This is a genomic window from Kribbella sindirgiensis (genome assembly GCF_004331435.1).
In the GTDB taxonomy this organism is placed as follows: Bacteria; Actinomycetota; Actinomycetes; order Propionibacteriales; family Kribbellaceae; genus Kribbella; species Kribbella sindirgiensis.
Map to the genome: position 1 here is coordinate 833,227 of NZ_SJKA01000001.1, position 25,608 is coordinate 858,834.

Annotated in this window: 28 protein-coding genes and 1 riboswitch; of the genes, 16 read left to right on the forward strand and 12 right to left on the reverse strand. The window is 69.2% G+C overall.

The features are described 5' to 3' along the window. Positions 1 to 27: 27 nt before the first annotated feature. From E0H50_RS04150 to E0H50_RS04160, 3 genes are all read left to right on the forward strand, one after another. The gene (locus E0H50_RS04150) at positions 28 to 852 is read left to right on the forward strand and encodes a hypothetical protein (protein WP_131284806.1); all 825 of its coding nucleotides are present in this window, start codon (positions 28 to 30) and stop codon (positions 850 to 852) included. Next, on the forward strand, positions 849 to 1,508 hold the full coding sequence (locus tag E0H50_RS04155; RefSeq protein ID WP_131284808.1) for an alpha/beta fold hydrolase: 660 nt from the start codon (positions 849 to 851) through the stop codon (positions 1,506 to 1,508). The genes E0H50_RS04150 and E0H50_RS04155 overlap by 4 nt, the downstream gene beginning before the upstream one ends. Before the next feature lie 18 nt (positions 1,509 to 1,526). Beyond that, positions 1,527 to 1,644: riboswitch (TPP riboswitch) on the forward strand. Next, positions 1,640 to 2,965, forward strand: coding sequence for a purine-cytosine permease family protein (locus E0H50_RS04160; RefSeq protein WP_131284810.1), 1,326 nt, complete (start codon positions 1,640 to 1,642; stop codon positions 2,963 to 2,965). (Overlaps the previous riboswitch by 5 nt.) On the opposite strand, the gene E0H50_RS04165 is transcribed toward E0H50_RS04160, so the two are convergent. The 4 genes from E0H50_RS04165 to E0H50_RS04180 are packed head-to-tail and all read right to left on the reverse strand — an operon-like array spanning position 2,904 to position 5,753. Further along, a complete protein-coding gene (locus E0H50_RS04165) occupies positions 2,904 to 4,124 on the reverse strand; it encodes a cation:proton antiporter (protein WP_131284812.1) in 1,221 nt (406 codons plus the stop codon). The genes E0H50_RS04160 and E0H50_RS04165 overlap by 62 nt on opposite strands. A gap of 38 nt (positions 4,125 to 4,162) precedes the next feature. Next, entirely contained in the window at positions 4,163 to 4,390 is a 228-nt protein-coding gene (locus E0H50_RS04170) for an anti-sigma factor family protein (protein ID WP_131284814.1), read from the reverse strand. Further along, the gene (locus E0H50_RS04175) at positions 4,387 to 5,019 is read right to left on the reverse strand and encodes an RNA polymerase sigma factor (protein WP_238150761.1); all 633 of its coding nucleotides are present in this window, start codon (positions 5,017 to 5,019) and stop codon (positions 4,387 to 4,389) included. The genes E0H50_RS04170 and E0H50_RS04175 overlap by 4 nt, the downstream gene beginning before the upstream one ends. A 29-nt stretch (positions 5,020 to 5,048) precedes the next feature. Further along, on the reverse strand, positions 5,049 to 5,753 hold the full coding sequence (locus tag E0H50_RS04180; protein ID WP_131284816.1) for a flavodoxin family protein: 705 nt from the start codon (positions 5,751 to 5,753) through the stop codon (positions 5,049 to 5,051). 198 nt (positions 5,754 to 5,951) lie between these two features. Between E0H50_RS04180 and E0H50_RS04185 the strand changes: the two genes are divergently transcribed. Together E0H50_RS04185 and E0H50_RS04190 are read left to right on the forward strand one after the other, a co-directional pair. Further along, the gene (locus E0H50_RS04185) at positions 5,952 to 6,107 is read left to right on the forward strand and encodes a hypothetical protein (RefSeq protein ID WP_202867998.1); all 156 of its coding nucleotides are present in this window, start codon (positions 5,952 to 5,954) and stop codon (positions 6,105 to 6,107) included. A gap of 27 nt (positions 6,108 to 6,134) precedes the next feature. Further along, a complete protein-coding gene (locus E0H50_RS04190) occupies positions 6,135 to 6,818 on the forward strand; it encodes a class I SAM-dependent methyltransferase (protein ID WP_131284818.1) in 684 nt (227 codons plus the stop codon). A 179-nt stretch (positions 6,819 to 6,997) separates the two neighbouring features. On the opposite strand, the gene E0H50_RS04195 is transcribed toward E0H50_RS04190, so the two are convergent. Continuing rightward, positions 6,998 to 7,564 carry a methylated-DNA--[protein]-cysteine S-methyltransferase gene (locus tag E0H50_RS04195; RefSeq protein ID WP_131284820.1) on the reverse strand — a complete coding sequence of 189 codons (567 nt, stop codon included), beginning with the start codon at positions 7,562 to 7,564 and terminating at the stop codon, positions 6,998 to 7,000. Then, a complete protein-coding gene (locus E0H50_RS04200; protein WP_131284822.1) occupies positions 7,557 to 8,048 on the reverse strand; it encodes an RNA polymerase sigma factor in 492 nt (163 codons plus the stop codon). Before E0H50_RS04200 ends, E0H50_RS04195 begins: the two co-directional genes overlap by 8 nt. Before the next feature lie 292 nt (positions 8,049 to 8,340). Here E0H50_RS04200 and E0H50_RS04205 point away from each other — a divergent pair, with 292 nt between their 5' ends. From E0H50_RS04205 to E0H50_RS04225, 5 genes are read left to right on the forward strand one after another with little or no spacing between them, the layout of a single operon-like run. Next, positions 8,341 to 8,895 carry a flavin reductase family protein gene (locus E0H50_RS04205; protein WP_131284824.1) on the forward strand — a complete coding sequence of 185 codons (555 nt, stop codon included), beginning with the start codon at positions 8,341 to 8,343 and terminating at the stop codon, positions 8,893 to 8,895. Then, positions 8,888 to 9,931: an ABC transporter substrate-binding protein gene (locus E0H50_RS04210; protein ID WP_131284826.1), complete on the forward strand. Its 1,044-nt coding sequence runs from the start codon at positions 8,888 to 8,890 to the stop codon at positions 9,929 to 9,931. The genes E0H50_RS04205 and E0H50_RS04210 overlap by 8 nt, the downstream gene beginning before the upstream one ends. Continuing rightward, complete coding sequence (locus E0H50_RS04215) at positions 9,928 to 10,764, forward strand: ABC transporter permease (protein ID WP_131284828.1); 837 nt, start codon at positions 9,928 to 9,930, stop codon at positions 10,762 to 10,764. Before E0H50_RS04210 ends, E0H50_RS04215 begins: the two co-directional genes overlap by 4 nt. After that, positions 10,740 to 11,450 (forward strand): ABC transporter ATP-binding protein, encoded by a 711-nt coding sequence (locus E0H50_RS04220; RefSeq protein WP_131284830.1) that lies wholly within the window; start codon positions 10,740 to 10,742, stop codon positions 11,448 to 11,450. The genes E0H50_RS04215 and E0H50_RS04220 overlap by 25 nt, the downstream gene beginning before the upstream one ends. Further along, the gene (locus E0H50_RS04225; RefSeq protein ID WP_131284832.1) at positions 11,447 to 12,796 is read left to right on the forward strand and encodes an LLM class flavin-dependent oxidoreductase; all 1,350 of its coding nucleotides are present in this window, start codon (positions 11,447 to 11,449) and stop codon (positions 12,794 to 12,796) included. The genes E0H50_RS04220 and E0H50_RS04225 overlap by 4 nt, the downstream gene beginning before the upstream one ends. Here E0H50_RS04225 and E0H50_RS04230 read toward each other — a convergent pair. After that, complete coding sequence (locus E0H50_RS04230) at positions 12,747 to 13,736, reverse strand: zinc-binding alcohol dehydrogenase family protein (protein WP_202867999.1); 990 nt, start codon at positions 13,734 to 13,736, stop codon at positions 12,747 to 12,749. The genes E0H50_RS04225 and E0H50_RS04230 overlap by 50 nt on opposite strands. Positions 13,737 to 13,763: 27 nt before the next feature. On the opposite strand from E0H50_RS04230, the gene E0H50_RS04235 reads away from it, so the two are divergent. The 3 genes from E0H50_RS04235 to E0H50_RS04245 all read left to right on the forward strand — a co-directional run bounded on the left by E0H50_RS04235 (position 13,764) and on the right by E0H50_RS04245 (position 16,269). Then, positions 13,764 to 14,588, forward strand: a complete 825-nt coding sequence (locus tag E0H50_RS04235; protein ID WP_131284834.1) for a glycerophosphodiester phosphodiesterase — start codon at positions 13,764 to 13,766, stop codon at positions 14,586 to 14,588. Between the two features lie 241 nt (positions 14,589 to 14,829). Continuing rightward, positions 14,830 to 15,246, forward strand: coding sequence for an ATP-binding protein (locus E0H50_RS04240; protein ID WP_131284836.1), 417 nt, complete (start codon positions 14,830 to 14,832; stop codon positions 15,244 to 15,246). Positions 15,247 to 15,285: 39 nt separating this feature from the next. Continuing rightward, complete coding sequence (locus tag E0H50_RS04245; RefSeq protein ID WP_131284838.1) at positions 15,286 to 16,269, forward strand: DUF5926 family protein; 984 nt, start codon at positions 15,286 to 15,288, stop codon at positions 16,267 to 16,269. A gap of 204 nt (positions 16,270 to 16,473) precedes the next feature. Here the strand turns inward: E0H50_RS04245 and E0H50_RS04250 are convergent, their stop codons facing one another. Continuing rightward, positions 16,474 to 17,688: an arginine deiminase gene (locus E0H50_RS04250; protein ID WP_131284840.1), complete on the reverse strand. Its 1,215-nt coding sequence runs from the start codon at positions 17,686 to 17,688 to the stop codon at positions 16,474 to 16,476. Between the two features lie 96 nt (positions 17,689 to 17,784). Then, on the reverse strand, positions 17,785 to 18,375 hold the full coding sequence (locus E0H50_RS04255) for a dihydrofolate reductase family protein (RefSeq protein WP_131284842.1): 591 nt from the start codon (positions 18,373 to 18,375) through the stop codon (positions 17,785 to 17,787). 248 nt (positions 18,376 to 18,623) lie between these two features. Here E0H50_RS04255 and E0H50_RS04260 point away from each other — a divergent pair, with 248 nt between their 5' ends. Both E0H50_RS04260 and mptB read left to right on the forward strand, forming a co-directional pair. Further along, positions 18,624 to 19,421 carry a glycosyltransferase family 2 protein gene (locus E0H50_RS04260; protein WP_131284844.1) on the forward strand — a complete coding sequence of 266 codons (798 nt, stop codon included), beginning with the start codon at positions 18,624 to 18,626 and terminating at the stop codon, positions 19,419 to 19,421. Continuing rightward, on the forward strand, positions 19,411 to 20,949 hold the full coding sequence (mptB, locus tag E0H50_RS04265; RefSeq protein ID WP_131284846.1) for a polyprenol phosphomannose-dependent alpha 1,6 mannosyltransferase MptB: 1,539 nt from the start codon (positions 19,411 to 19,413) through the stop codon (positions 20,947 to 20,949). Before E0H50_RS04260 ends, mptB begins: the two co-directional genes overlap by 11 nt. Positions 20,950 to 21,464: 515 nt before the next feature. On the opposite strand, the gene larC is transcribed toward mptB, so the two are convergent. Then, the gene (gene larC / locus E0H50_RS04270; RefSeq protein WP_131284848.1) at positions 21,465 to 22,739 is read right to left on the reverse strand and encodes a nickel pincer cofactor biosynthesis protein LarC; all 1,275 of its coding nucleotides are present in this window, start codon (positions 22,737 to 22,739) and stop codon (positions 21,465 to 21,467) included. Continuing rightward, positions 22,739 to 23,455 (reverse strand): nickel pincer cofactor biosynthesis protein LarB, encoded by a 717-nt coding sequence (gene larB, locus E0H50_RS04275; protein WP_131284850.1) that lies wholly within the window; start codon positions 23,453 to 23,455, stop codon positions 22,739 to 22,741. Before larB ends, larC begins: the two co-directional genes overlap by 1 nt. Before the next feature lie 113 nt (positions 23,456 to 23,568). Here larB and E0H50_RS04280 point away from each other — a divergent pair, with 113 nt between their 5' ends. Beyond that, positions 23,569 to 24,048 (forward strand): DUF4446 family protein, encoded by a 480-nt coding sequence (locus tag E0H50_RS04280; protein WP_238150762.1) that lies wholly within the window; start codon positions 23,569 to 23,571, stop codon positions 24,046 to 24,048. On the opposite strand, the gene E0H50_RS04285 is transcribed toward E0H50_RS04280, so the two are convergent. After that, positions 24,045 to 25,604, reverse strand: coding sequence for a bifunctional phosphatase PAP2/diacylglycerol kinase family protein (locus tag E0H50_RS04285; RefSeq protein WP_238150763.1), 1,560 nt, complete (start codon positions 25,602 to 25,604; stop codon positions 24,045 to 24,047). The two genes, E0H50_RS04280 and E0H50_RS04285, sit on opposite strands and share 4 nt — an antisense overlap. Positions 25,605 to 25,608 lie beyond the last annotated feature (4 nt).

Genomic DNA, 25,608 nt, shown 5'->3' on the forward strand with positions numbered 1-25,608 from the left:
AACTGGGGACGACGGGAGGAGCAAGCGATGTCGTCACAGGACTTCCCGACGTACGGCAGGGACGAGCAACCAGGGCAGCAAGGGCAGCCAGAGCAGCAGGGGCCCGGCGAGGAGCAGCACTACGCGCCACCCACGCCGTACGGCGGCGGCACGTACGGCGTCGGTCAGCCGGCCGCGCCGGAGCAGTTCCCGTATGCGCAGCCGCAGGCGTACGGAACGCAGCCGCCGACGCAGGGCAACCCGGCGTACCACCAGCCCCCGGCCTACCGCCCAGGTGCACCGTACGGCGCTCCCGCGAGCCCTGAGCCGCATGAGCTCCCGACGTACGGCCGCGAGCAGCACGAGCGTGACCCGCGTGCGGCGAGGGTTGTCGGCCTGGCCGCGTTCATCGCCGCGATCTACGGGCTGCTGGTTGTCTCCGTCCAGCGCGTCGCGCTCCGGGAGATCTCCCAGGCACCGGGCTCGCCGCTCAACCACCCACTGCGTACCGACGTGCTCGACGCGATCGGCCAGCTGCTGCTCGTGGTCGTCGGCACCGGCGCGCTCGTGATGTGGGTCCGCGACGTGCTGGCCCGCCGCAAGGCCGGTGGCCGGCCGGACCCGGCTGAGCTGGCCGGTCTGCTCCTGGTCGCGGTCTCCTTCGTCCCGATCCTGGTCTGGCTGATCATGGTGCTGTCCACAGGTCTCGGTGCCAGCGACGGCGCGGTGCACCGGCTGCCCACGGCGTACGGCTGGGGTGGTTTCGGCCTGCTCATCCTCGCCGTCGGCCTCCTCCTCGGGTACCGCGAGCTCAAGCCCGACGTATCGAACCCTGTGGTCAAGAGCGCCCCGGCCAAGGCTCCGTGGGAGTGAACGCACCCGTCGTCCTTGTGCCCGGCCTGGGCCTCGGCCCTGAGTCGTACGCGCGGACGGTCGAGCATCTCGTCACGCCGTACCACGTGGTCACCCTGCCCGGGTACGGCGAACCGGCGGGCAGCCGTGAGGACCTGCATCCCCGTGCTCTCGCGGTGAGGTTGGCGGAGAAGATCCGCGAGCGGTCCGTCCTGGTCGGCCACTCGGCGAGCTGTCAGATCGTCGTCGAGACCGCGATCCGCTACCCGGAGCTCGCCCACGCGCTCGTACTGGCCGCACCGACCGGCGACGTCCGGCTGTCGAGCTGGGTCGACCGCGCGGTCCGGCTGGTCGGCTCGGCCATCCCGGACGCGCCGAAGCTCGTCCGGATCAGTCCGCAATACGCCCGTACGACGCTGCCGTCGATCGCCCGCGCCGCGGAGGCGTCGAGGCACCACGACCTGGCTGCCGTCATGCCTGGCGTCAAGGCGCCGGTCGTCCTCGTCCGCGGCAGGCATGACCTGATGTGTACGGCGGAATGGGTCGAACGACTCGCCGAACTCAGCCATGGAGAGGCCCGCACGCTGGACTCCGGGGCCCACATGCCGGTCGTGACGAACGGCCCGGAGCTGGCCGCTCTCATAGAACGAGCAGCCGCTCTCCCGGAAAGTAGCTGACGAGTTAAACTCAGCAGCACAAACCTAAGCGGGAGCTCGCACCGAGGATGCGCGGGCTGAGAGGGCGACAGCTGGGTCGCCGACCGCCTGAACCTGACCGGGTAATGCCGGCGTAGGGAGTGGGGTCACTCATGACCGATACAGCTGTTCGTCCTGCCGGTACCACCGAGGCGCCGCTCGTTCTCACCACCGATGCGCCGCGCACGCTCGGTTTCTTCGACCAGTTCACGCTCTGGGGCAACTTCGGCATCTCGCTGTTCGGTCCGGTGACCGGTGCGCTCGTGGCGGCGTACACCGGCTCGCTGTGGCAAGGACTGCTCGCGGTGGTCGTCGGCTGCGGCATCGGTGCGCTGGTGCTCGGCGGCGCGGCCGTGTTCGGGTCGCAGACGGGGGCGCCCGCGATGGCGAGCCTGCGCGGTCTGTTCGGCCGCCGTGGCTCGATCGCGCCGACCGTACTGAACATCGCGCAGAACATCGGCTGGGCGACGATGGAGATCATCGTGATCTCACAGGCCGCGGTCGCGGTCACGAGTGAGCGGTGGCGCTGGTTGTTCGTCGTACTCGCCGGAATCATCGCGACCGCGATGGCGGTCCGGCCGCTCGGCAGCGTGCGGATCCTGCGGAAGTTCATGGTCTGGCTGGTGCTGCTCGCGTCGGTGTACCTGTTCGTGCAGGTGCTCAGCAAGCCGGTGCACGCCCTGCCGCAGGACAGCGTGTTCGGCTTCTGGCCGGCCGTCGACCTGGCCGCGGCGGGCGTCGTGTCGTTCGCGCCACTGGCCGCGGACTACACGCGGCACTCGCGGACCAACAAGGCCGCGTTCAGCGGCTCCGCACTCGGCTACGGCCTGGCGGCGATCGGGTACTACGCACTCGGTGTCGTCGCTGTGGCGACACTGGGGACCAACAGCGACGACGTGATCACCGCGCTGGTCACGCTGCCGGCCGGTGCGATCGCACTGCTGGTCCTGCTGGTGGACGAGGTCGACGAGGCGTACGCGAACGTCTACTCGACGACGATGGCCGCGCACAACCTGATCGGCCACATCGACCGGCGGTGGATCTCGATCGCGATCGGCGCTCTCGCCACCGGTATCGCGCTGTTCATCGACCTGGGCAACTACACCCAGTTCCTGTACCTGATCGGCTCGGTCTTCATCCCGCTGTTCGCGGTCGCGATCGCGGACTTCTTCGTGGTCAGCAAGATGAAGTGGGACGTCTCCGGTGCGGCGAAGTTCCGCTGGCAACCGACCGCCGCGTGGCTGATCGGCTTCGTCGCCTACCAGTTGGTGAACCCGGGCACCGTCTCCGGCTGGTCCCCGTTCTGGACAAAGATCCAGCAGGCGATCTTCAACGATCAGCCCGTCCCCGGCTGGCTCGGTGCGACGTACACCTCAATCATCGTCTCGATGGTGGCTGCTGTGCTGCTCGGCCGGATCGGTCGCCGGCAGGCTGCCTGAGCAGGATCAGCGCGGCGGCCGGGAACAGCAGCACCGACAGCAGCCCGGCGCAGACGAGAGCGGCGGCGGTGACCGGTGTCATCAGACCGGTCGCCACGCCGATCTGCGTCGCGGTCACGATGAACGGGAGCGACGTCGCCTGCAGCAGTGCCGTCGCTGCTGTCGCGCGAGCTCCCAGCGTCCGCACCGCGAGGTACGCCGGTACTCCGCGAACCGCTAGCAGTGCTAGCAGGAACAGCGGCACGCGGACGAGCGCGGCCGGGTCGTCGAGCAGACCTCGCAGATCGAGCCGGAGCCCGCTCGTCACGAAGAACACCGGGATCAGGAACCCGTACCCCAAGGCCTCCAGCTTGACCCGGAAACGTGGGTGCGAGGTGGCGTCCCGGTCGACCATCCCGACCACCGCACCGGCCAGGAACGCGCCCAGGATCGTCTCCAGCCCGAACTGCTCCGCCAGCGCAACAAAAGCGACCAGCAGCACCACAGCCGCCCGCACCCGGATTTCAGCCGTGGTGTCCTGCAGCCGAAGCAGCACCCCGCCGAGTCGCTGCGACCGTCCAGCGGTCGTGACGACCAGACCGGTGACGACCACGAGCAGAGCGAACAAGCCAATCATCACCAGCCGCTCGCCGGCGCTGCCGCCTTCGGTCGAGAACACCAAGGAGAGCAGCAGTACGGCGGCGAAGTCGGCGACTGATGCGGCGGCGATGGTGAACTGCCCGACGCTGCCCTCGGCCTTGCCCGCGTCCTTGAGCACTGGCACGACCAGACCCAACGAGGTCGCGGACAACGTCACGGCCAGCAGGAGTGCGCTCTGCACCCAGCCGACCGCGGAGAACCCGAAGCCGACCAGCCCACCGAGCAGCAACGTCACCACATAGCCCAGAACGGCCAGCCGCAGCACCTGCCCGCGTAACCGGTGGACGTCGATCTCCAGGCCGGCCAGGAACAGCAGGAAGCCCAGCCCCAGCAGCGAAACGATCTGCAGCGGCAGGTCCACGTCGACCAGTCCGAGACCGTGCGGGCCCACCACGATCCCGGCGACGATCTCCAGTACGACGGCCGGCACCCGCAGCCGCGGGGCGAGCCCGAGCAGCAGCGGGGCGAGTAACGCGATCAGAGCGACCGCGAACAGGTTGGTGAACTCAACGTCCGGCATACCGGTTCAGTGCCGTCGACGCGGCCGGGCGTTACAGGTCAGCGCGGAAAGCTGCGGAACGCCTCCAGCAGCCGATCGCGGGTCTCCGCGGACAGGTCCTCGGGCTCGACCTGCCCGACCTCGGCGGCAGTACGCCGGATCTGCTCGACGTAGATCTCGCAGCCGTCGCAGAGCTCCAGGTGCTCGACGAACCGCTGTTCGGTCTCCGGATCGAGCGCACCGTCGAGGTAGGCGGTGACGAGCTCGACCAGTTCCTCACACGTCATGCGTCAACCCCGGTGAAGTAGCGCTCGAGCCGCCCGCGAACGGTCGCCCGCGCGCGGTGCAGCAGGACCCGCTGATTGACCATGGAGATCTCCAGCAACGCGCACACGTCCTCCGCGCCGTATCCGTCGATGTCTCGCAACGTCAGCACCACCTGCTGCCGGATCGGCAGGCTCTCGACCGCCGCGGCCACGGTCGACCGGACCTCGTGCGCGAGAACCTCGCTCTCGGTGGTCGGCCAGCGGTCCGGGAACGCGCGCCAGCCGCCCGGGTACTGGTCGCCCGGCCCCCGGAACCGCTGCGGATCGACCGTCGGCACGTGGTCCGGGACCAGGCTGGTCCACGGCACCGTCCGCTGTTCCCGGGTCGCCCGCTTGCGCGCGATGTTGACGAGGATCCGATACACCCAGGTACGCAGCGAGGAGCGGCCCTCGAAGCGCCCGATCCCCTCGAAGACGGCCAGCCAGGTGTCCTGGACGACCTCCTCGGCGCTGGCCGTGGTGGACACGAACGAGCGGGCCAGCCGCAGCATCGAGCCCGACCAGCCGTTCAGCAGACACGCGAACGTCTCCTCGTCCCCGGTTCGCAGCCCGGCGACGAGTACGTCGTCCGTCGGTACCACCACCCCCACATGCCGACGGTACAGCAGCACCCCCGATGTCAGCGGTACTCCGGGTTCTCGAAGTCGAACCGGCAGCCGGCGTCCCACTCGGACCGCTGGTTGCCGTGCGCCGGGACCCCGCCGGCGTCCTTGAGCAGCCGCGCGAAGTGCAGCAGGTTCCAGGTCATGAAGGTGGTGTTCCGGTTGGTGAAGTCGTTCTCCGGGCCGCCCGACCCCTCGTCCAGGTACGACGGACCCGGGCCGGCCTCCCCGATCCAGCCGGCGTCGGCCTGTGGGGGGATCGTGTAGCCGAGGTGCTGCAACGAGTACAGGACGTTCATCGCGCAGTGCTTCACGCCGTCCTCGTTGCCGGTGATCAGGCAGCCGCCGACGCGTCCGTAGTACGCATACTGTCCGCGCTCGTTGAGGATCGACGAGTTGCCGTACAGGCGTTCGATCACCTGCTTGGTGACCGAGCTGTTGTCGCCCAGCCAGATCGGTCCGGCGATCACCAGGATGTCGGCCGCCATCACCTGCTCCTGGATCGCCGGCCAGTCGTCCTTCGCCCAGCCGTGTTCGGTCATGTCCGGCCAGACGCCGGTGGCGATGTCGTGGTCGATCGCACGAACCACGTCGACCTGGACTCCTTGTTTCTCGAGGATTCGACGGCTGACGTCGATCAGTCCCTCGGTGTTGCTGACCGCGGGCGAGCGCTTGAGCGTGCAGTTCAGGAACAGCGCGCGCAGGTCGTCGTACTCGGGCATGGTGTCTCCTTCAAAGAAGTTCGGCGTCCTGCTCGATGCAGAGCAGGGCCGGGCCGGTCGCGCCGCACAGTTCGGCGTAGGCCGCCCCTTGTGACACGGACCGTTCGACAGATCAGTGCCGGCCACCGGCCAGGCGTTACAGGAAGAGAGCCCGCCATGGACGCACGGTCGCGGAAGTCAACTACGGTGTCTCACCAGGTGACGACTACCTGGCCGAGCCTTACGCGTACGTCGACCTGGACACCGCGGACCGGTGATTTCTGGAATGCCCCGTTCGGCGCCGTCCGGCCGCTCGCCGAGCTGCCCGATGTTGTCGAGTTCTTCACTATTGGCAGATCCCTGCTGGACAACTGACCCAGAGCACCCGGAATACTGGCGGGCATGCTGAACTCCGCACTGCGTAGTCGGGCCGAGTATGCGGAACTCGGTGCCGACGGACTGGCCGCGCGTACGTCGCCCGAACGGGACGCGCTGATCGTCAAGGCGGTGCAGGAGCTGCTGGAGGGCCGCGAGTCGGTGCTCGACCTGTGCTGCGGGTACGGGCGGGTCGCGCTGCCGCTGCGTCGCGCCGGCAAGGTCGTCCGCGGGCTGGACATCTCGCCGAACCTGCTCGAGGCCGGCCGCGCGCGGGCCGCCGAGGAGGAGCTCGCGATCGACTGGGCGATCGGCTCGATGACCGATCTGCCGTACAAATGGGACTCGTTCGACGCGGTGATCTGCCTCTGGACGGCGTTCCACGAGCTGTTCGCCGAGGACGAGCAGATCTCGACGATCTGCGAGATCTCCCGGGTGCTGAAGCCGGGCGGGATCGCGATCATCGAGGGCCCGGTCTGGGGACCGGCGACCGCGGCCGAGATCGCCAACGGGATGCGGCAGGGCCCGGAGCACCGGATCGTCACCACCGAGCACGACGACGACCGCAGCAGCGTGCACTTCATCCACGACGAGATCAGCTACAGCCGGCTCTGCGCGGCCGCCGGAATCGACGACTACAAGGTCTACAAACGCGACTGGGGCGGCCGTCGCCGGCTGATCCTGGAGATCCACCAACCGGCAACTTCCTGAGAGGGTGTCTGAGGACTCTGCGCCGTCGCGAGGAGATGCCGTGCCGAGCACCTCCTCGCTACGGCGCAGAATCCTCAGACACCCTCTGACAAGTCAACAGGAGCAGATCCCCACTCCACATTGGGGATCTGCTCCTTATTTCATCGAGTCTAAATCCACTCCCGGTATTTCCGGAAAACTCAGCTTTTTGCTTCGAGATTCAGCAAGAATCGTTTAGCGTCGAGCCCGCCGGCGTATCCGGTCAGTGCTCCGTTCGCGCCGACCACCCGGTGGCACGGCAGGACGACGCAGACCGGGTTCGCGCCCAGCGCGGTGCCCACGGCGCGGGCCGCCTTGGGTTTGTCGATGTCACTGGCGACCGCGCCGTACGTCGTGGTCGCGCCGTAGCTCGTGTGGGTCGGCAGATCGTTCAGCACGAGCCGCTGGAACGGTGTCGCGAGCACCAGATCCACCTCGACGTCGAAGGCCCGGCGTACACCGGACAGGTACTCGTCGAGTTGCCGTCGTACGTCGTCCAGCGGCCGGGGCTGCCGTAGTACGCGCGGGGAGACGGCGCGGGCGAGCCGGGTGGTCATCGTCTCCTCGTCCCCGAAGGAACTGGCGACAACGCGACCGCCGGCCACCGCGAGCAGCAAAGTTCCGATCGGGGTGTCGTGCAGCGTGTAGGCGACGTCGGCGTCGGGCAGGACGGGTGGCCTCAGGCCAGGTGTGTCGAGCCGGTTCAGCCGGCTCTCGAGATCAGTCATCGTGTACTCCGAGTTTCGTGCGCAGGGTCGCCAGCGCGTCGCTGACGAGCCGGCGCGACGCGGCGGGCGTGGTGTCCAGAGCGGCGGCCACGCCGTGGTGGTCCAGGTCGCCGACGTACTTGAGCGTGATCGCGAAGCGTTGCCGCTCCGGGAGTTCGTTGACCGCCCGCCACAGGTCGGGATCCGGCCAGGCCGCGGCCTCCGGCCCGTCGACCGCGACCGGCGGCGCCTCGTCCAGCGGGCGCTGCGGTTTCCGTGCCCGGTGGACGTCGGTCGCGCACCGGGCGGTGATGGTGAGGAGCCAGCTACGCAGGTTCTTCGCCGAGGTCAGCGTCGGGTACGCCGCGTACGCCTTCTCCCAGGCGCGTTGCGCGACGTCGTCGCCGTCCTGACCGGCCATCGCCCGCGCCAGCCTGGCAACGTCTCGCCAGTGCGCGTCGATCAGCGCCTGGAACGGCGGCAATCCGACTTTCTCCCGGACCATCACGCCAGTAGAACGCACGGCTGCCGGGTGGTGTGAGGGAACCCGCCGTCGGCCGCCGGATGGACAGGTGGTCCGGATTCCGAGATTGTGCAGTTAGCTAGTAGACATTGATGCGAAGATAGCTGACATGACGACGACACTCCTCACCCGCCGTCGCGTCATCGACCTGCTGCGGACGGCGAGCGCCACCTGTCGGTGACGCGTTCTCTCGCTGCCGCCTGCATGAGGCCTGTCTGAATCACGCCTCTCACACACATCACCTGTGGTCCCTGCCCCGTTCCGAGGGAGAGACATGTCTGTACCTGCCCTGAATCGTCCTGCCCTGGCCGTAGTCCCCGACCGCTCAAGAAACTTCAGTGTGGAGCGGGTCGTGGACGCCGACGTCTACAAGTCCGTGTTCCGTCGCCACGCCGCCGGCGTCGTGGTGATCACCGCGGACGCCGGGCACGGCCCGGTCGGCTTCACCGCGACCTCGCTGGTCTCGATCAGCCTGCTGCCGCCGCTGGTCTCGTTCGCGATCGCAACCAGCGCCTCCAGTTGGCCGGCCGTGAGTACGGCGAGCAGCGTGGTGATCAACTTCCTGTCCGCCGACCAGCACGCGATCGCCGGCCGGTTCGCCACCAGCGGGATCGACCGGTTCGCCGAGCCGACCCGCTGGTCGCGGCTGGCCACCGGCGAGCCCGCGCTCGACGACGCCCCGAGCTTCCTGCGCGCGCAGATCGCGCACCGTTTCGCTGTCGGCGACCACTACCTGGTGGTCGCCCGCCTCGCCACCCACACCGAACGTCGTGAGCACGAACCGCTGCTCTACCACGACGGCCGCTACGCGAAAGCACACCATGTCTAGAAAACGCCTCTACTCCGCCCTCGCCCTGCTCGCGCTCGTCACCGGCTGCGGCAGCAACGCGGCCGCTGACAACGCCGCGAAGCTGTCCCTCGACGCCCCGCTGCCGGCGACGGTCCCGGACGGCGCCAAGATCGTCGTCGGCGATCCCGCCACCGAGGTGGCTTTGAAGCTGTCGGGCCAGTACGACAAGGTTTCGAAGTTCGTCCAGTTCGCGAACCTGAGTGGCGGTCCGCAAACCACCGAGGCGTTCCGGGCGCACGCCCTCGACCTCGGCTCGGTCGCCGAGATCCCGCCGATCCACGCGACCTGGACCGGCCTGCAGGTGAAGATCGTCGCCTCGAAGTTCCGCAAGGACCCGCTCAACCACCCGATCTACCAGCTGGGCATCGCGCCGGGCGTCTCGGTCAAGACGCTGGGCGACCTGCGCGGGAAGAAGATCGCGTACAGCCCTGGTCAGGCACAGGGCGCGCTGGTCCTGAAGGTGCTCCAGAAGGCAGGCCTGACGAAGGAGGACGTGAAGCTGGTCGAGCTGCCGAGCACGGGCGATGTGTACTCGAACGCACTGTCCGGCAAGCAGGTCGACGTGGCCCCGATCGGCGGCGTACAGATCAAGCGCTACCTGACGAAGTACGGCAAGGACGGCGCGACGACGATCCCGCACGGGATCCGCGACGACGCCGGTCACCTCTACGGACCGGTGGAGTCGCTCGAGGACCCGGGCAAGGCGGCCGCGATCCGCGCGTACGTCGCCGCGTGGGGTGTCGCGCAGGACTGGATCGACAAGCACCCCAAGGAGTGGATCCAGGGGTACTACGTGAAGGACCAGGGCCTGACCGAGGCCGACGGGCAGTGGCTCGTCGACAACGCCGGGCACCCGGACATCGGCGCCGACTGGAGCGACGCGATCGAGCGGCAGCAGCGGACCATCGAGCTGCTCGCCAAGGAGACCGGCAACAAGGTGATCCAGGCCAAGGACCTGTACGACCTGCGGTTCCAGACCGTCGCCGCGGACGCGATCAAGGGAGACGCCAAATGAGTGCGACCACGCTGCCCGGGCTCCGGCAGCGCACGACCTCGGCCCCCGTCGTACGGCGCCGGCGCCTCGGGCCCGGGAAGCCGATCAGGTTCGGCGCCGCGATCGGGCCGGTGCTGCTGCTGGTGATCTGGAGCGCCGGATCCGCCACCGGTTGGATCGACCAACGAGTACTGTCCGCGCCGTGGACCGTGGTGACCACGGCCGGCGACCTGATCGCCGACGGCCGCTTGCAGTCGAACCTGTGGACGTCCGCGCAGCGGGCGCTGATCGGTCTCGCCTTCGGCATCGTGCTGGGCGTGGTCCTCGCGCTGATCTCCGGCCTGTCCCGGCTCGGTGAGGCGGTCCTCGACGGGCCGATCCAGATCAAGCGCGCGATCCCGTCGCTGGCGCTGCTGCCGCTGCTGATCCTCTGGCTCGGCATCGGCGAGTCGATGAAGATCGTCACCATCCTGCTCGGGGTGTTCGTGCCGATCTACATCCACACCCACAACGGCCTGCGCACCATCGACAGCCGGTACGTCGAGCTCGCGCAGACCGTCGGGTTGTCGCAGTGGGAGTTCGTCCGGCGCGTCGTACTGCCGGGCGCACTGCCCGGGTTCCTGCTCGGGCTGCGGTTCGCGGTGACCGGCGCGTGGTTGTCGCTGGTCGTCGTCGAGCAGATCAACTCCACCAGCGGTATCGGCTACATGATGGAACTGGCCCGCACGTACGGGCAGACCGACATCATCATCGTCGGCCTGGTCGTCTACGGCACCCTCGGCCTGCTGTCCGACGCGGTCGTCCGCCTGATCCAGAGGAGGGCCTTGTCATGGCGACGAACGTTGGCCTCGTAACCGTGCAGGTCCGCGACCTGGTCCGCCGGTACGACGATCGCGCCGTCCTGGACGGAGTGGACCTGGACATCGCGCCGGGTGAGTTCGTCGCCCTGCTGGGCAAGAGCGGATCCGGGAAGAGCACGTTGCTGCGGGCCCTGGCCGGTCTGGATCACGACGTCGACGGATCCGGTGAGCTCGCCGTACCCTCGCAGGTCTCCGTCGTCTTCCAGGACTCGCGGTTGTTGCCGTGGGCAAGAGTGCTGGACAACGTCGTACTCGGAATCCCGGAAGCGGTGGAGCGCGGGCGGCAGAGCCTCGAAGAGGTCGGGCTGGCCGGCCGGGAGCAGGCCTGGCCGAACGAGTTGTCCGGTGGCGAGCAGCAGCGGGTCGCGTTGGCGCGGTCGCTGGTGCGGGAGCCGGAGCTGCTGCTTGCCGACGAGCCGTTCGGTGCGCTGGACGCACTGACCCGGTTGAAGATGCACGCGTTGCTGCGCAAGTTGTGCGCGGCGCACCAACCCGCCGTACTGCTGGTGACGCACGACGTCGACGAGGCGATCGTGCTGGCCGACCGGGTGATCGTGCTCGACGCCGGCCGGATCGTCGCCGCGGAGACCATCACCTTGCCCGCGCCGCGGAGTGCGGCCGATCCAGGATTCGCCGCGGTCCGCTCGCGGCTTCTCGACGCATTGGGAGTTTCGGTATGAGTAGGCAGTTGCACTTGAACGCGTTCCTGATGAGCACCGGGCACCACGAGGCGTCCTGGCGGCTGCCGGAGAGCGATCCGTTCGCGAACACCTCGGTGGCGCACTACCAGGCCCTGGCGCAGCTGGCCGAGCGCGGCAAGTTCGACTCGATCTTCTTCGCGGACTCTCCCGTGCTGTTCGGCAACGTCGGGCGGCGCCCGGCCGGGTCCCTGGAGCCGACAGTGCTGCTCACCGCGATCGCGGCCGTCACCTCGCGGATCGGGTTGATCGCCACCGCGTCGACGACGTACAACGATCCGTTCAACCTCGCCCGGCGGTTCGCCAGCGTGGATCACGTGAGCGGTGGGCGTGCGGGCTGGAACGTGGTGACCACCGCGGGCCCGGAGGCGGCGCGCAACTTCAACCTCGCCGACCAGCCGGCCCATGCGGAGCGGTACGACCGCGCGGCGGAATTCCTCGAGGTCGCGTACAAGCTCTGGGACTCGTGGCAGGACGACGCCGCGATCGCGGACAAGACCTCAGGCATCTGGGCCGTGGACGAGCGCGTCGTACCGATCGATCACGTCGGGCGGCATTTCCAGGTCCGTGGGCCGCTGAACCTGCCGCGGTCGCCGCAAGGGCACCCGCTGATCGTCCAGGCTGGGTCGTCCGAGGACGGCAAGGGGCTGGCGGCGCGGTACGCCGAGGCGGTCTTCACCGCGCAGCAGACGCTGGAGGACGCGCAGGACTTCTACCGTGATCTGAAGGCGCGTACGGCGGCGGTCGGGCGGGACCCGGAGACGATCAAGATCCTGCCCGGGATCGTGCCGGTGATCGGGTCCACGGTCGAGGAGGCGCAGGGCCTGGAGCGGCAGCTGGACGAGCTGATCCGGCCGGAGTACGCGCGGCTGCAGCTCGCGAAGACGCTGCGGGTGTCGCCGGAGGACCTGCCGTTCGATCAGCAGCTCCCGGCGGATCTGCCGGACGAGGACGAGATCGAAGGCGCGAAGAGCCGGTACACGCTGATCGTGACGCTCGCCCGGCGGGAGAACCTGACGGTCCGTGAGCTGATCGGCCGGCTCGGCGGCGGGCGCGGGCACCGCACGTTCACGGGGACGCCGGAGCAGGTCGCGGACGCGATCCAGCACTGGTTCGAGGCCGGTGCGGCCGACGGCTTCAACGTGATGCCGCCGGTGCTCCCGTCCGGTCTCACGACGTTCGTGGACGAGGTGATCCCGATCCTGCAGGCCCGCGGCCTGTTCCGCACCGACTACACCGGCACGACACTGCGCGAGCACTACGGCCTGGCCCGACCCCTCAACTCACTCGTACGACGAGCTTTCCGACCGCCTGGCCGTCCTGCATGATCCGGTGCGCCTCGCCGATCTCGTCCATCGTGAAGACGCGGTCGATCCGGATCGGGAGCTTGCCGGCCGCGACCAGGTCGACGTACCGCTGGAACGCCTCCGCGGGCAGGTCCGAGCTCTCGCCGCCGTACGCCGTCAGCCGGACACCGTTCGGGAGATAGCCGATCGGGTAGAAATCCGGGATCGTCCAGCTGTCGCTGAGCATTCCTGCGAAACACACGGTGCCGTGCACCGCGGTCGCTTTCAGCGTGTCCGGCAGGACATTCGTGCCGACCAGTTCCAGCGCCGCTTGCACGCCGTCCGGAAGAATCTCCCGGACCTTCTCGGCAACATTGCCGTCGTCAACGATCGGATGGTCGACGCCGAGATCGCGTAAAACCTGTGTGCGTTGCGGATTGCGTGTCGTCGCGAACACGGTCAGCCCGTGCTCCTTCGCCAGTACGGCGGCCGCCACGCCGACGGACGACGTACCGCCGCGGACCAGCAGCGCCTGTCCCGGTTCGATTCCCAGACCGGTGTGGAGCGAGCCGTGCGCGGTCTGCAGCATCTCCGGCAGTGCGCCGAGGGTCGCCCAGTCGAGGTCCGTCGTCACCGGGATCACCGACGCCGCCGGTACGACGGTGTACTCGGCGTACCCGCCGTCGTACTCGCGGCCCATCCCGCCCATCATCGCGACCACCTGCTGCCCCGGCGTGAACTCGCCGCCCGGCGCCAGGTCGACCGTCCCGGCCGCCTCGATCCCGGGGATCACCGGGAACCGCGCGTTCGTCGCGAGGCCCGCGCGGAGGTGGTACTCCGACCGGTTCAGGCCGAACGCCTCCACCTTGATCCGCACCCACCCCGGCGCGGGCTCGGGCACCGCAACCCGTCGTACCCGAAGTTCCTCCGGCTCCACCGGCCCGTCCAGCACGATCGCCCGCATGTCCATGTCGCCAATCATCACCCACCCTGTGAAAGAGTTTCTTTCATGGGGAAGCTCCCACGGGTGGTCGCGCACCGCGGTGCCAGCGACGTGAATCCCGAGCACACACTGGCGGCGTACCAGCGAGCGATCGATGTCGGCGCGGACGGGCTCGAGTGTGATGTCCGGCTGACCGCCGACGGCCATCTGGTCTGCGTCCACGACCGCCGCATCGAGCGCACCTCGAACGGCCGCGGCGTGCTGTCCACGATGAGCCTCGAAGAGCTCGAGAAGTACGACTGGGGCTCGTGGAAGCGCCCGTGGGCCGAGCTCGACGACGAGGCTGAACTGCCCGGTCTCGACGTCCGGAAGGTGCTCACGCTCGACACGCTGCTCGCGACCGTGCGCGACGCGGGCCGCCCGGTCGAGCTGGCGATCGAGACCAAGCACCCGACCCGGTACGCCGGGCTGGTCGAGCGGCGCCTGATCGAGGCCTTGGACCGCTTCGGCTGGGCGCACCCGAAGATCGGAACGGAGTCGCCGGCCCGGGTGATGAGCTTCTCCTGGCTCTCGCTGCGCCGGATGCGTACGTTGGCGCCCGGCCTGCGCACCGTCCTGCTGATGGACCGCGTCCCGCTGCGCTTCCGCGACGGCTCGTTACCGACCGGCGTCTCGTCCGCCGGACCGAGCCTGGAGATCGTCACCGCGCACCCGGAGTACGTCGATCGCGCGCACAAGCACGGACATCAGGTCCACGTTTGGACCGTGAACGCCGAGAACGACATCCGGCACTGCCGGGAGATCGGTGTCGACGCGGTGATCAGTGACCGCCCCGATGTCGCGTTACGCGTCCTCTCCGAAGGCCCTGAAGGGGTAGGACGTCGTACCTGACCTGCGGGTTTGTGACACACCGGGACCAGTTGGTGTGGTTTGTGTCACGCCGGTCTGGATACGTAGCGAGACGAATGCGGGCGGTTATTGCAACGTTCAATTCCGTCGATTTCGTCACGGTTTCCCAGTGTTTAGGCGTGATCTTCGCTCGGCTATGTAACGGAATATCCACTGGTGTTTTCCGGGCCGGGATCGTGGGGAGAAGTCCTGGTGGCTGAACCGATCATCGAGGAGACCCTGCTTGTCCTCTGCGACCCTGCCCGCCGACGTGAGTGTTGTGGACGTCGTACTGCCGCACGAAGTGTCCGCGGTAGCGGATGCCCGCCGCCGTCTGGCCGGCTACCTGAAGCGTCACCGGGTCACTGCCGCCGCCTGTGACGACGCGCAGTTGGTGCTCTCGGAGCTGCTGTCCAACGCCATCCGGTACGCGCCCCCGCTGCCGGCCGGTGAGGTACGGGCCGCGTGGTGGATCGACCGGGCCGGGATTCATGTCGAGGTCACCGACGGGCGCGGCGACACCGAGCCGCACCGGATCAGCGAACCGCACCCGGAATCGATCGGCGGCCGCGGCCTGGCCATCGTCGACGTCCTCACCTCCAGCTGGGACGTCCGCACGGCCGCCCGGCACCGCACCGTGCACGCGATCGTGCCGAGCTAGTTCGCACTCCGGTACCTCGGGCTGTAAGACTGCGGGGTTATGGGAAAGAAGTCGCGGCAGCGCGCGAAGAACACGACGACCGTCACGCTCGACCCGGCCGATCTGGTGGACGTCGGGCCGCGGGAACCCTGCCCGTGCGGTTCGGGCAAGCGGTTCAAGCAGTGCCACGGCAAGGAGCGGGCGCAGGCCGCCGACACCTTCGTGGTGCGGCCGTTCGAGGGACTGCCGTCGGAGTGCGACCTGATCGCGTTCCGCGAGATCGTGCCGTCCGGGACCGTCCAGGTCGAGCTGACCGGCCAGGAAGTCGGGGCAGAGCACGCGCGCAAGGTACTCAACCTCGTCACCCTGCTGCCGATGGCGATGCCGGGCGTGGTGCGCGACGACGAGACGATCTGGATCGGCATGCAGACGCACGCCTCGTCCGGCGACCCGAGCCGCGACCTCGGCCACGCGATCACGACCGCGCTGCGGACCGACCCCGGGCACCCGGTGCAGGTCGGCGACCTGATGAAGGACGGCCCGCGGCTGCAGGACCTGATCGACACCAGCAAGCCGCTCGAGATCAAGGTCCACGAAGGTTTCGAGTACTGGGTCGGCGAGAACGTCGAGGACCCGACCGGTGAGGTCGCGGCCGGTCTGGAGCGCGCGAACGCCGCGGCGGCGCCGACGGTCCGGCTGGAGTCGGTCGAGGCGGCGTACTGGACGAAGATCGGCGACCGCATCTACCTGCGCTGGGTGCTGCCGCACACCGAGGACACGCTGCTCGACGCGCTCGCCCGGCTGCACGCCGCCGGTGGATCGGCGCTCATCGACGGCAGCCGCCTGATCGGCTCGTTCCGCGCCCTCGGCGTCCTCGCGCCGGTCTGGGAGCTCCCAGCCGGTACGGAGGCCGCCGATGTCGAGAAGCCGGCCGCCGACTTCGCCACCGCGCTGGAGAAGGCTCTCGCGACCGACGCGCCGCTGAGCACCGAGGAGCGCGCGGCCCGCGCCGGCCTCGCGAGCCGCCAGCTCACCATCCGCTGAACAAGCAGAACGCCCGGCTGAATCATCAGCCGGGCGTTTCTGTTCACTCAGAGTGGTCTAGGCCATGATCGTTAAAATCGGCCGAGAACGTGGACGGCCCAAGTCCTGCTGACGGGGGAGCAACAGGGCCTGGGCCTAGGCATGAAGAGTACTCAGGCCGGGGCCTCGGCACAAGCCCCGATTTCACTCCGCGTGTCGTTGGGCTTACGGGGCTGCGGGCGCTCGCAGGACCGGGCACGACATACACCGGGGTCCGCCCCGTCCGGAGCCGAGCTCCGAGCCGGAGATCCGGATGACCTCGATCCCGGACTCCTCGAGGCGCGCATTGGTCTCGACGGTCCGCTCGTACGCGATGCAGACCCGCGGGGCGAGGGCCAGGGTGTTGTTCCCGTCGTCCCACTGCTCCCGCTCGGCCGTCACCGGGTCCAGGCCGGTGTCGATCCGCCGCAGCGTGTCGATGCCGAGCGCCTTGGCCGCCGCGACCAGGAACGGCTCGGGTTCCGCGACGTGCAGCCGGTCGCCGTCGGTGGTGACCGCGAGCGCCCGCATCTCCTCGGCCATGTTCGGGTACATCAGCACGGCGTCGGTGTCGACCATCGTGCAGACGGTGTCGAGGTGCATCGTCGCCCGCTGCTGCGCGATCGGTACGGCGAGAACGGTGTGCGCGAGGCCCTTCGTGAAGACCCGTCGCGCCAGCCGCTCCACACCGGCCGGTGTGGTCCGCTCCCCGACCCCGACCGCGAGTACGCCCGGACCGAGCGCGAGCACGTCCCCGCCTTCGACATGCTCGAGCTGGTGGTCGTACACCTTGTCGGCGCCGGCGAACCGCGGGTGGAACGTGTAGATCAGCTCGGTCAGCTGCGTCTCGCGCGCCCGGGCCGGCATCGCCAGCGAGGTGACCGCGACCGAGTCCCGGATCCAGACGCTCGAGTCCCGGGTGAACAGCAGGTTCGGTAGGGGGTCGATCAGGAAGTCCTCGTGCGCCAGCAGCGACGTGACCAACCCGCCTGCGTTCACCTCGTCGTTGCGGACGCCGGCCATCAGCGCCTCCGCCAGCCCGGCCCCGTCCAGGTCGCCGAGCGAGGCCCGCAGGTAGTCGCGCAGGGTGTCACCCAGGCGCAGGTCCTCGGTCGCGCCGGCGACGGCCTGGGTGCGGGCCTCGGGGTTGGCGAGCGACTCGGTCAGCAGCTCGCCGAGGTACAGCACCTCGACATCGCGGTCACGGAGCGCCTGCGCGAACGCGTCGTGCTCGTCCTGCGCGCGGCCGACCCAGGGGATGCCGTCGAACAGCAGCTTGTCGTTGTTGCGCGGGGTGAGCCGCCGGAGCTCGTTGCCCGGCCGGTGCAGCATCACCGTCCGCAGCGGACCGACCTCACTGTCGACGCCGTACGCCGCACTGCCCTGTCGCGTCTCGGTCATCCGTCCGCCCTTCGCTCAGCCGTGCCCACCACGCTACGACAACCAGATCAATCTGTCTGATTGTCCGACAATATGCGCGAGATCGCCAATCGCAGCTCAGGAGCGGATCCGGTCGTAGAGCAGGCAGAGCGCGCCGGACTCGGTCGGGGTCGAGTCGGTCAGCCTCCACGACGTGGCCGGCAGGCCGTCCTCGAACAGCCGGTCCCCGCCGCCGACCAGCTCCGGGTCGAGGGTGATGCTGAGCCGGTCGATCTCGTCGGCCGCCAGCAGGGCGCGGATCACGCTCGAGCTGGCCAGCACGATGATGTCGCCACCGTCCTGGTCACGTAGCTGCTGGACGACGTCCGCAGGCTCGCCGTCGGCGATCCGGGAGTTCTGCCACGGCGCCTCGGTCAACGTCGTCGAGAAGACCACCTTCTCGGTCTCGTTCAGCCAGCGGGAGAACGCGCGATCCTGCGGCGACGCGTTCTCGTCGTCGGCCACCGCCGGCCAGAAGCCGCCGAAGCCCTCGTAGTTCTTCCGGCCGAGCAGTGCCGTGGTGGCCGGCCCGGTCACCCGGATCATGTGATCGCGGGCGCCCTCGGTGATCGCGTGCGGAACGATCCAGCTCATGTCGTAGTCGCCACCGGCGCCGTTCACCCGGCCGTCGAGCGAGAGCGAGATGTTGGCGGTCACTGTGCGGGTCATCTTCCTACCTCTTTCTGATCGGTCCTGCCTGACACCTGAAATCCTGCCGCCGCGGCCATCCCGGAACATCTGCCACCTGGCCGATATCGGCGGGCCCTGGCCGATGCCGCAACCTGTCGACAGAGAAGATGCCGCGATCCGGACCCCTTCCGGCGGTTTTCCACAGGCTCGTTCGAAAGAACGAGAAATCCACAGGCAGCGGATACTGACGCGGTGGATCGGCTGGAGAGCAACTAGGCTGCGGTGCTGTGCCCGATGAAGACCTGTCCCCCGAACCGTTCGAGCGTGCCGTCGCCTGCGTGATCCCGGCGAAGGACGAGGCCGACCGGATCGCGGCGACCGTCGACGCGGTGCACAAGCTCGTCGGTGTCGACCTGGTCGTGGTCGTCGACGACGGCTCCACGGACGGTACGAAGGAAGCGGCCGAGCGGGCCGGTGCGGTCGTCGTACGGCATGAGCGCAACCGCGGGAAGGCCGCCGCGATGGAGACCGGCGCGGCCGCTGTCGCGGAGCGCGACGGCGCCCGGCCGCGGCACCTGCTGTTCCTCGACGCCGACCTGACCGACACCGCGGCCGGAGCGGGCCCGCTGCTCGAGCCGGTGCAGACCGGCCGCGCGGACATGACCATCGGGACGCTGCCGGCACAGGTCCGGGCCGACGGGTCGAAGGCCGGCGGTCACGGGTTCGTGGTCCGGCTGGCGCGGGCCGGGATCCAGGAGGCGACCGGCTGGGCGCCCGAGCAGCCGTTGTCCGGGCAGCGCTGCATCACCCGGGCCGCGTTCGATTCCGCCGTACCGCTGGCCGCCGGGTTCGGTGTCGAGACCGCGCTGACGATCGACCTGGGCCGAAAGGGTTTCCGGATCGTGGAGGTGCCGATCGAGGTCCGGCACCGCGCGACCGGGACCGACCTGCGCGGTCAGCTGCACCGCGCGAAGCAGTACCTGCACGTCCGGCGTGCGCTCGCCGCTCGCAGTGCGCTGCCCGCGGACGGTGGTGGGCCGTCGCTGCGCAGTCTGTTCCCGCGGAGACTGCGCAATGAGCACTGAGCTGGGCCTCAAGTACGGTCGCCGGGCTGTCGCTCTCTACCTGGCCTGTACGGCGCTGATCGTCGCAGTCGGCCTGCTCGGTCCGTCCGTGGTCGTGCTGACGCTGACGAACCGGCACGCCTGGCTCCCGTCGTACTGGTTCGACACCACGCCGAACGACTGGCTGGTGTCGGTGATGATCTACGTCGCGATCGCCCTCGGCGGGTACGGCGTTTTCCTTGCCACCAAGGCGTTGAAGCACGGCTGGGCGCCGCGTATCGACCGGTTGATTGCCCTGGGCATCGGTACGACGGCGGCGATCACGTTGGTGCCACCCATGGCATCGGGCGATGTGCTGATCTACGCGGCGTACGGACGCATCATGGCGCTCGGCGGCGACCCGTACACGGCCTCGCCGGCCGACACCATCCGGCTCGGGTACGACCCGGTGATCACCGCGACCGAGCGCCCGTGGCAGGGGGCGCGCAGCGTGTACGGGCCGATCGCGACGTGGATCCAGTGGCTGTCCTCGGTGATCGGCGGCGACTCCGCACAGCTCACCGTGTGGATGTTGCAGCTGTCGGTCGCGATCAGCCTGGTCGTCACGGGGCTGCTGCTGGTCAAGCTGGTCGGTAAGGACCTGCCCGCCAAGCGGCGCGTGATCATGCTCAGCCTCGCGAACCCGTTGCTGCTGTGGTCGGTGCTGGCCGGTGCGCACAACGACGCGATCGCGGTGATGTTCGCGGTGATCGCGCTGGTGCTGTTCCGGCGGCACGTGTTCCTGGCCGGGATCCTGATCGGCGTCGCGGGCTGCACCAAGCTGTCGATCGGCTTGGTCGGCGTGGCGATGCTGTGGGCGCTCCGCGCCGACCGGCGTAAGTGCCTCTACTTCTGCGGTGGCGGCGCGCTCGCGATGGGCGGGCTGTACGCGATCGTCGGGCTGCAGGCGTTCCAGCAGGCGCGGTCGCAGACGTCGTTCATCTCCACCGGTACGCCGCACAAGGTGCTGCTGAGCTTCTTCACCCTGTTCCTGCCGAACGGTCTGGTGCGGACCGTCCTCGCGATCCTCGCCTGGGTCGGCCTGATCGTGGTCGCGATCCTGCTGACGCAGGTGTTCCCGAAGTCGTTGGTGCCGCAAACGCATCCGGACGACCCGACACCGGCCGCGATTCGCTACACCGCGATCTACGCGATCGCGTGGGTGCTGACCGCGATGTACTCGCTGCCCTGGTACGACGTGATCGCCTGGGTCGCCCTCGCCGCGGTCGCCGCGTCCAAGGTCGACGGGCTGATGGTCGTCCGGACGACGATGCTCGCGATCGCGTACGTCCCCGGGCGAGATCCGAACGCGCGCCAAGTCGCCGCGAGCCTGTCGGACTCCCTGGAGTTCTTCAGCGCGCGCCTCCGCGACACCCTCTGCCCCGCGATCGAGCTGGCCGTCCTGATCGGCCTGATCGTCTGGGCCCGCCGCAACGGCGCCCAGTGGTGGCCGTACGACTGGCCCCGCCGCAAACAGAAGTCCGTCGCGGAGAACGCTGAAGCGCACTAGTGTCCTGAGTCGGAAGTTCGCGGCATAAGTCCGGCCTCGCGTTGACCCGCGTTGACACCGGCTGGAACCCGGCTTCCCCGCACCAGTCCTCCTTGAGCCCGCTCCTCCCCAAACCGGTTTGGGGCGACTTTCCACCAGGTCTGGGGAGTGCTACTGCCCGGATCGGGAGGGTAGAACTCCCCACACGCCCCGCCCTGTTGCACTTTGGCCGGCGCGGTGAGGCTGCTCTGGAGCTGTGTCGCGAACGTCCGACTCGGGACGCTAGTGGTGCGTCTGCGATCGCGCGACAAGTCTGGACACGTGGATTGCGGGCCACCTTGGTGCTGGTGATCACTTTGAGCACGGGTCAACCAGAATGTGCCGCGGAACACGGTTGACCGGTGCCCAAGGCGACCGAGGTGCCCAAGGGTGCCCCGCCGGCCAGAGTCAGGCTCCGGCCAGCGGGGCGGACGGCTCGACGGCTCGACGGCTCGACGGCTCGACCGCGGACTTATCGCGCGAAATTCCGAAGCGCACTAGCTCCAGAGGTCGTGGCCCGCTGCGACTGCCTTGGCGAGGATCGTTTTCACCGGCTTCTTCAGGGCGTTCGCGGCCGCGGCCACGTCGTCGTACTCCGGCTGTACGTTGATCACCTGACCGCCGTACCGTGCGATCTTCACGTGGATCGACTGACCCTCGACGTCGACGGTGGCGAACTCGCGGTCCGCGGCGTGCTTGCGGATCCCGAACTCCCGCAGTCCGATCGCGGAGGTCTCGGCCAGGATCACCGCCCGGACCGTCTCGGCGTTCGCGCCGCCGACCAGGACCGACAGCGTGTGCGCCGGACGGCCCTTCTTCATCAGGATCGGGGTCAGCCACGCGTCGGCCGCGCCGGCCTCCATCAGCCGGGCCAGGACCTGCGGCCAGATCCGCGGATCGAGGTCGTCGACGTTGGTCTCGTACACGAGTTCAGTGGCCAACTCGTCGGCTGACGCGCCGATCACGACGCGCAGGATGTTCGGCACCTCGACCGGGTCGCGGCCGCCCGCACCGACACCGGTCTGCTCGATCCGCATCGGCGGGAGGGGGCCGAAGTCGTCTGCCAGGGTCGCCAGCAGCGCTGCGCCGGTCGGCGTCGTCATTTCGTACGGCGCTGGGCCGCCGGTGACCGGTGCTTCGGCCTCGGACACCAGGTGCAGTACCGCGGGACCCGGGATCGGGATGCCGCCGTGCTGACCGCGTACCTGAGTTCCGCTGCCGAGAACGATGGTCGAGACGACGATGCGATCGAGGTCGAGTGAGACCGACGCGGCGGCTACTCCCACGATGTCCGCGATCGCGTCGAGCGCGCCGACCTCGTGGAAGTGCACAGTGTCCGGCTCCACGCCGTGAGCCGCGGCCTCCGCCCGGGCAAGGCGCCCGAACGTCTCCAGCGCCCGGGCCCGCACCGCGTCGTCGAGCCGAGCCTCCTCCAGCAACCGCCGAACCTCAGCCCACGCCCGAGTAGGCCCATGCCCCCCACCATGCCCATGCCCGTGCCCGGCGTCGTCGTGCCCATGTCCATGCCCGTGCCCGTGACCGTGGCCGGCATCTGGGATGTTCTCCGGGTGGGGTTCGCCGTTGACCTCGACGGTGGCTTTGGTGGCGGCGATCTGGTGACGGGCGGTCTGCGTGACCGTGACGGACAACGACGGGTCCACGGCAGCAACCGCCGCATTCACCGCGTTCAGGTCAGCACCCGCCGAGATGAACGCCCCCAGGAGCATGTCCCCCGAGGCGCCGGCCGAACAGTCGATCCAAGCGACCCTCATCACGCGTCCTTCGTCTCACGCGGAGCCGCCTGGCGCGCCACCCGTGCAGCGAACACCCCGGCCCCGAACCCGTTGTCGATGTTCACGACCGTCACCCCAGGCGCACACGAGTTCAGCATCCCGAGCAGCGCGGCCAGCCCGCCGAACGAGGCGCCGTACCCGACCGACGTCGGCACCGCCACCAGCGGCACCCCGACCAGCCCGCCGACAACACTCGGCAGCGCGCCCTCCATCCCCGCCACCACGATCAGGCAGTCCGCCGCGTCGAGCCGCTCCCGTACCCCGAGGATCCGGTGCAGCCCGGCGACACCCACGTCCGTGATGACCTCCACGCCGGCCCCGAACACGCGGGCCGTCGTCGCCGCCTCGGCAGCCACCGGCGCGTCCGACGTACCAGCAGCCACGACGGCAACCGTCCCGCGCTGCGTCGGCGGCTCGCCGAGCACCGCCGTACGACCGACGGGGTCCACCACCGCATCCGGCAGGGCCGCGGTCACCGCTGCCTGCGCCTCCTCCGTCAACCGGGTCGCTAGTACGGGGTGACCGGGATGGGTGGCGTGCAAGGTCCGCAGCAGTTCCACGACCTGAGACGGCGTCTTGCCCGCTCCGTAGACGACTTCGGCGTCCCCGGTGCGCTCGAGCCGGTCGGTGTCGAGCCGTGCATACCCGAGGTCGTGAACGCCGGGCTGTGGGCCCTGATCAGGCAAATGTGTCACGCCGCGAATCTACGTTGCCGCGGCCCGGCGTACCGCATCCGTCCCCGGTCGCACACGCTGTGCGATCACCTGAACACTCAGGCATAACACTCGATGCCTTAGGCTCTCGTGCTGTGTCTTCGACGTTAGCCGGTGCCTTCGGGGTCGCCGCCCTCTTCGTGGCGGTGCTTGCCCTGGTGTTCGCGATCCAGGCCCTCCGGGCCCGGACGGTCTCGTCGGACCAGGTGTCACCCGCCGTACTCCCGGAGCCGGAACCCCAGCCGGCCCAGCCGGAAGCCAAACCCGGCACCGTGAAGTCGGAGCTGCGCAGACTGGGCAAGGACCTCGAAGTGACCCGCGGCGAGCTCAAGGAGACCCTGCAGCACCTGGCCGTCGTCCGGTACGACGCCTTCGGCGAGACCGGCGGCAAGCTCTCCTGGTCGATGGCGATCCTCGACGACCACGGTGACGGCGTCATCCTCACCTCGATCAACAGCCGCGCCGACGCCCGCACCTACGCCAAAGAAATCAAGTCCTTCACCAGCGAATCCAAACTCTCCCCAGAAGAGGAAGAGGCCCTGGAAACCCTCCGCAAAGAGTCCGAGCAGCCCTAGCGGCGCTTCGGGACGCGGGCGGTGAGGGCTCCGGGTTCTATTTCGGTGGTGAGGGAGCGGCCGGGGCCGATGGGGTCGCCGTCCAGCTGGCGTTGCACGTCCACGGCGGCGACCAGTTCGACCTTGCGGCCGGTGAAGCGTTCCAGGTACATGTCGGTGCGGTTGGTGCGGGTCAGGAGTCGCCAGACGACGATCGGCCACTGGGTCACGCGCCGCGGGGCGATCACCACGACGTCCAGGAGCCCGTCGTCGGGGCGGGCGTCGGGGAGCAGCGGGATGTTGGCCTGCAGCATGCCGACGTTGCCGATCACGACCGTCCGGACGCGGCGTTCGATCGTCTCGGCGTCGTCGATGGTGATCTGGACGCGGACCGACGGGTGGTTGATGTTCTTCGCCGCCGACACCAGGTACGCGGTCCAGCCGATCTGCTTCTTCAGGTGCGGCGGGGCGTCGGACATGATCGCGGCGTCCAGCCCGAGCCCGGCCATCACCGCGAACCGGTCGGTGTCGAGCTCGTCGCCGTGCACTCGGACCAGGTCGATCCGCCGGTCGCGACCCTCGAGGATCCGCTCCAGGGCGTCGTCCAGGTCGAGCGGGATGTGCAGGTTGCGCGCCAGCAGGTTCCCGGTACCGGCCGGGATCACGCCGACCGGGATGCCGGTGTGCGCGAGCGCCGAGCACACCACCCGGACGGTACCGTCGCCGCCCGCGACCAGGACCAGGTCGGACTCGTTCTCGATCGCCAGCTTCGCCATCGCGTTCCCGGCGTCGTCGACCCGGGTCTCCAGCCAGAGCGGATCGTCGTACCCGCGGACCGCGAGCGCCCGCGTCACCTTCCGCCGGAACGCCACGCCGTCGCCGACCTTGATCGGGTTCACGATCACCGCGGCCCGGGGCGGAGCCGTCGTACCGTCGCCGTCCGACGGGGTACGCCGGCGGCGTCGCCGCAGACCGGGCCGTAGGCCGAACCCGATCGAGGTGGCGGTCAGGATCGCCAGCCCGAGCGCCCACCCGCCGAGCACGTCGGACACGTAGTGGACGTTCAGCGCGATCCGGTCGGCCGACGCGATCCACACCACCGCGATCACCGGCAGCAGCACCAGCAGCCGGAACCGCCGCCGCCAGCCCCGCACCGACGGCAGCACGACGCCGAGCGCACCGGCCATCACGAACGCGGCCGTCGCGTGACCGGACACGTACGAGAAGCCGCCGTTCTCGACCAACATCAACGCCGGCCGCTCCCGCTCGAAGATCGCCTTGACCGCCTGCACCAGGCCCAGCTCGAGACCGGCGGACGTGATCAGCCACACGGTCAGCAACCGGGCCCGGCGATGCCACAGGTACGCCGCGACGACCAGGATCACCGCCCGTGACGTCCAGGGCAGTACGACGGCCCCGACCACCTGCCAGAAGTCCACGACGCTCTCGTGCGCAGCGCCGTACGACGCGGCGCGCGCGGCGACCGACTGGTCCCAGCGGGCCAGCGGCGGCCACTCACCGAACACGAGCACCGTGATCACCGTGAACGGCAGCGCACCCAGCACGACCGTGAGCACACGG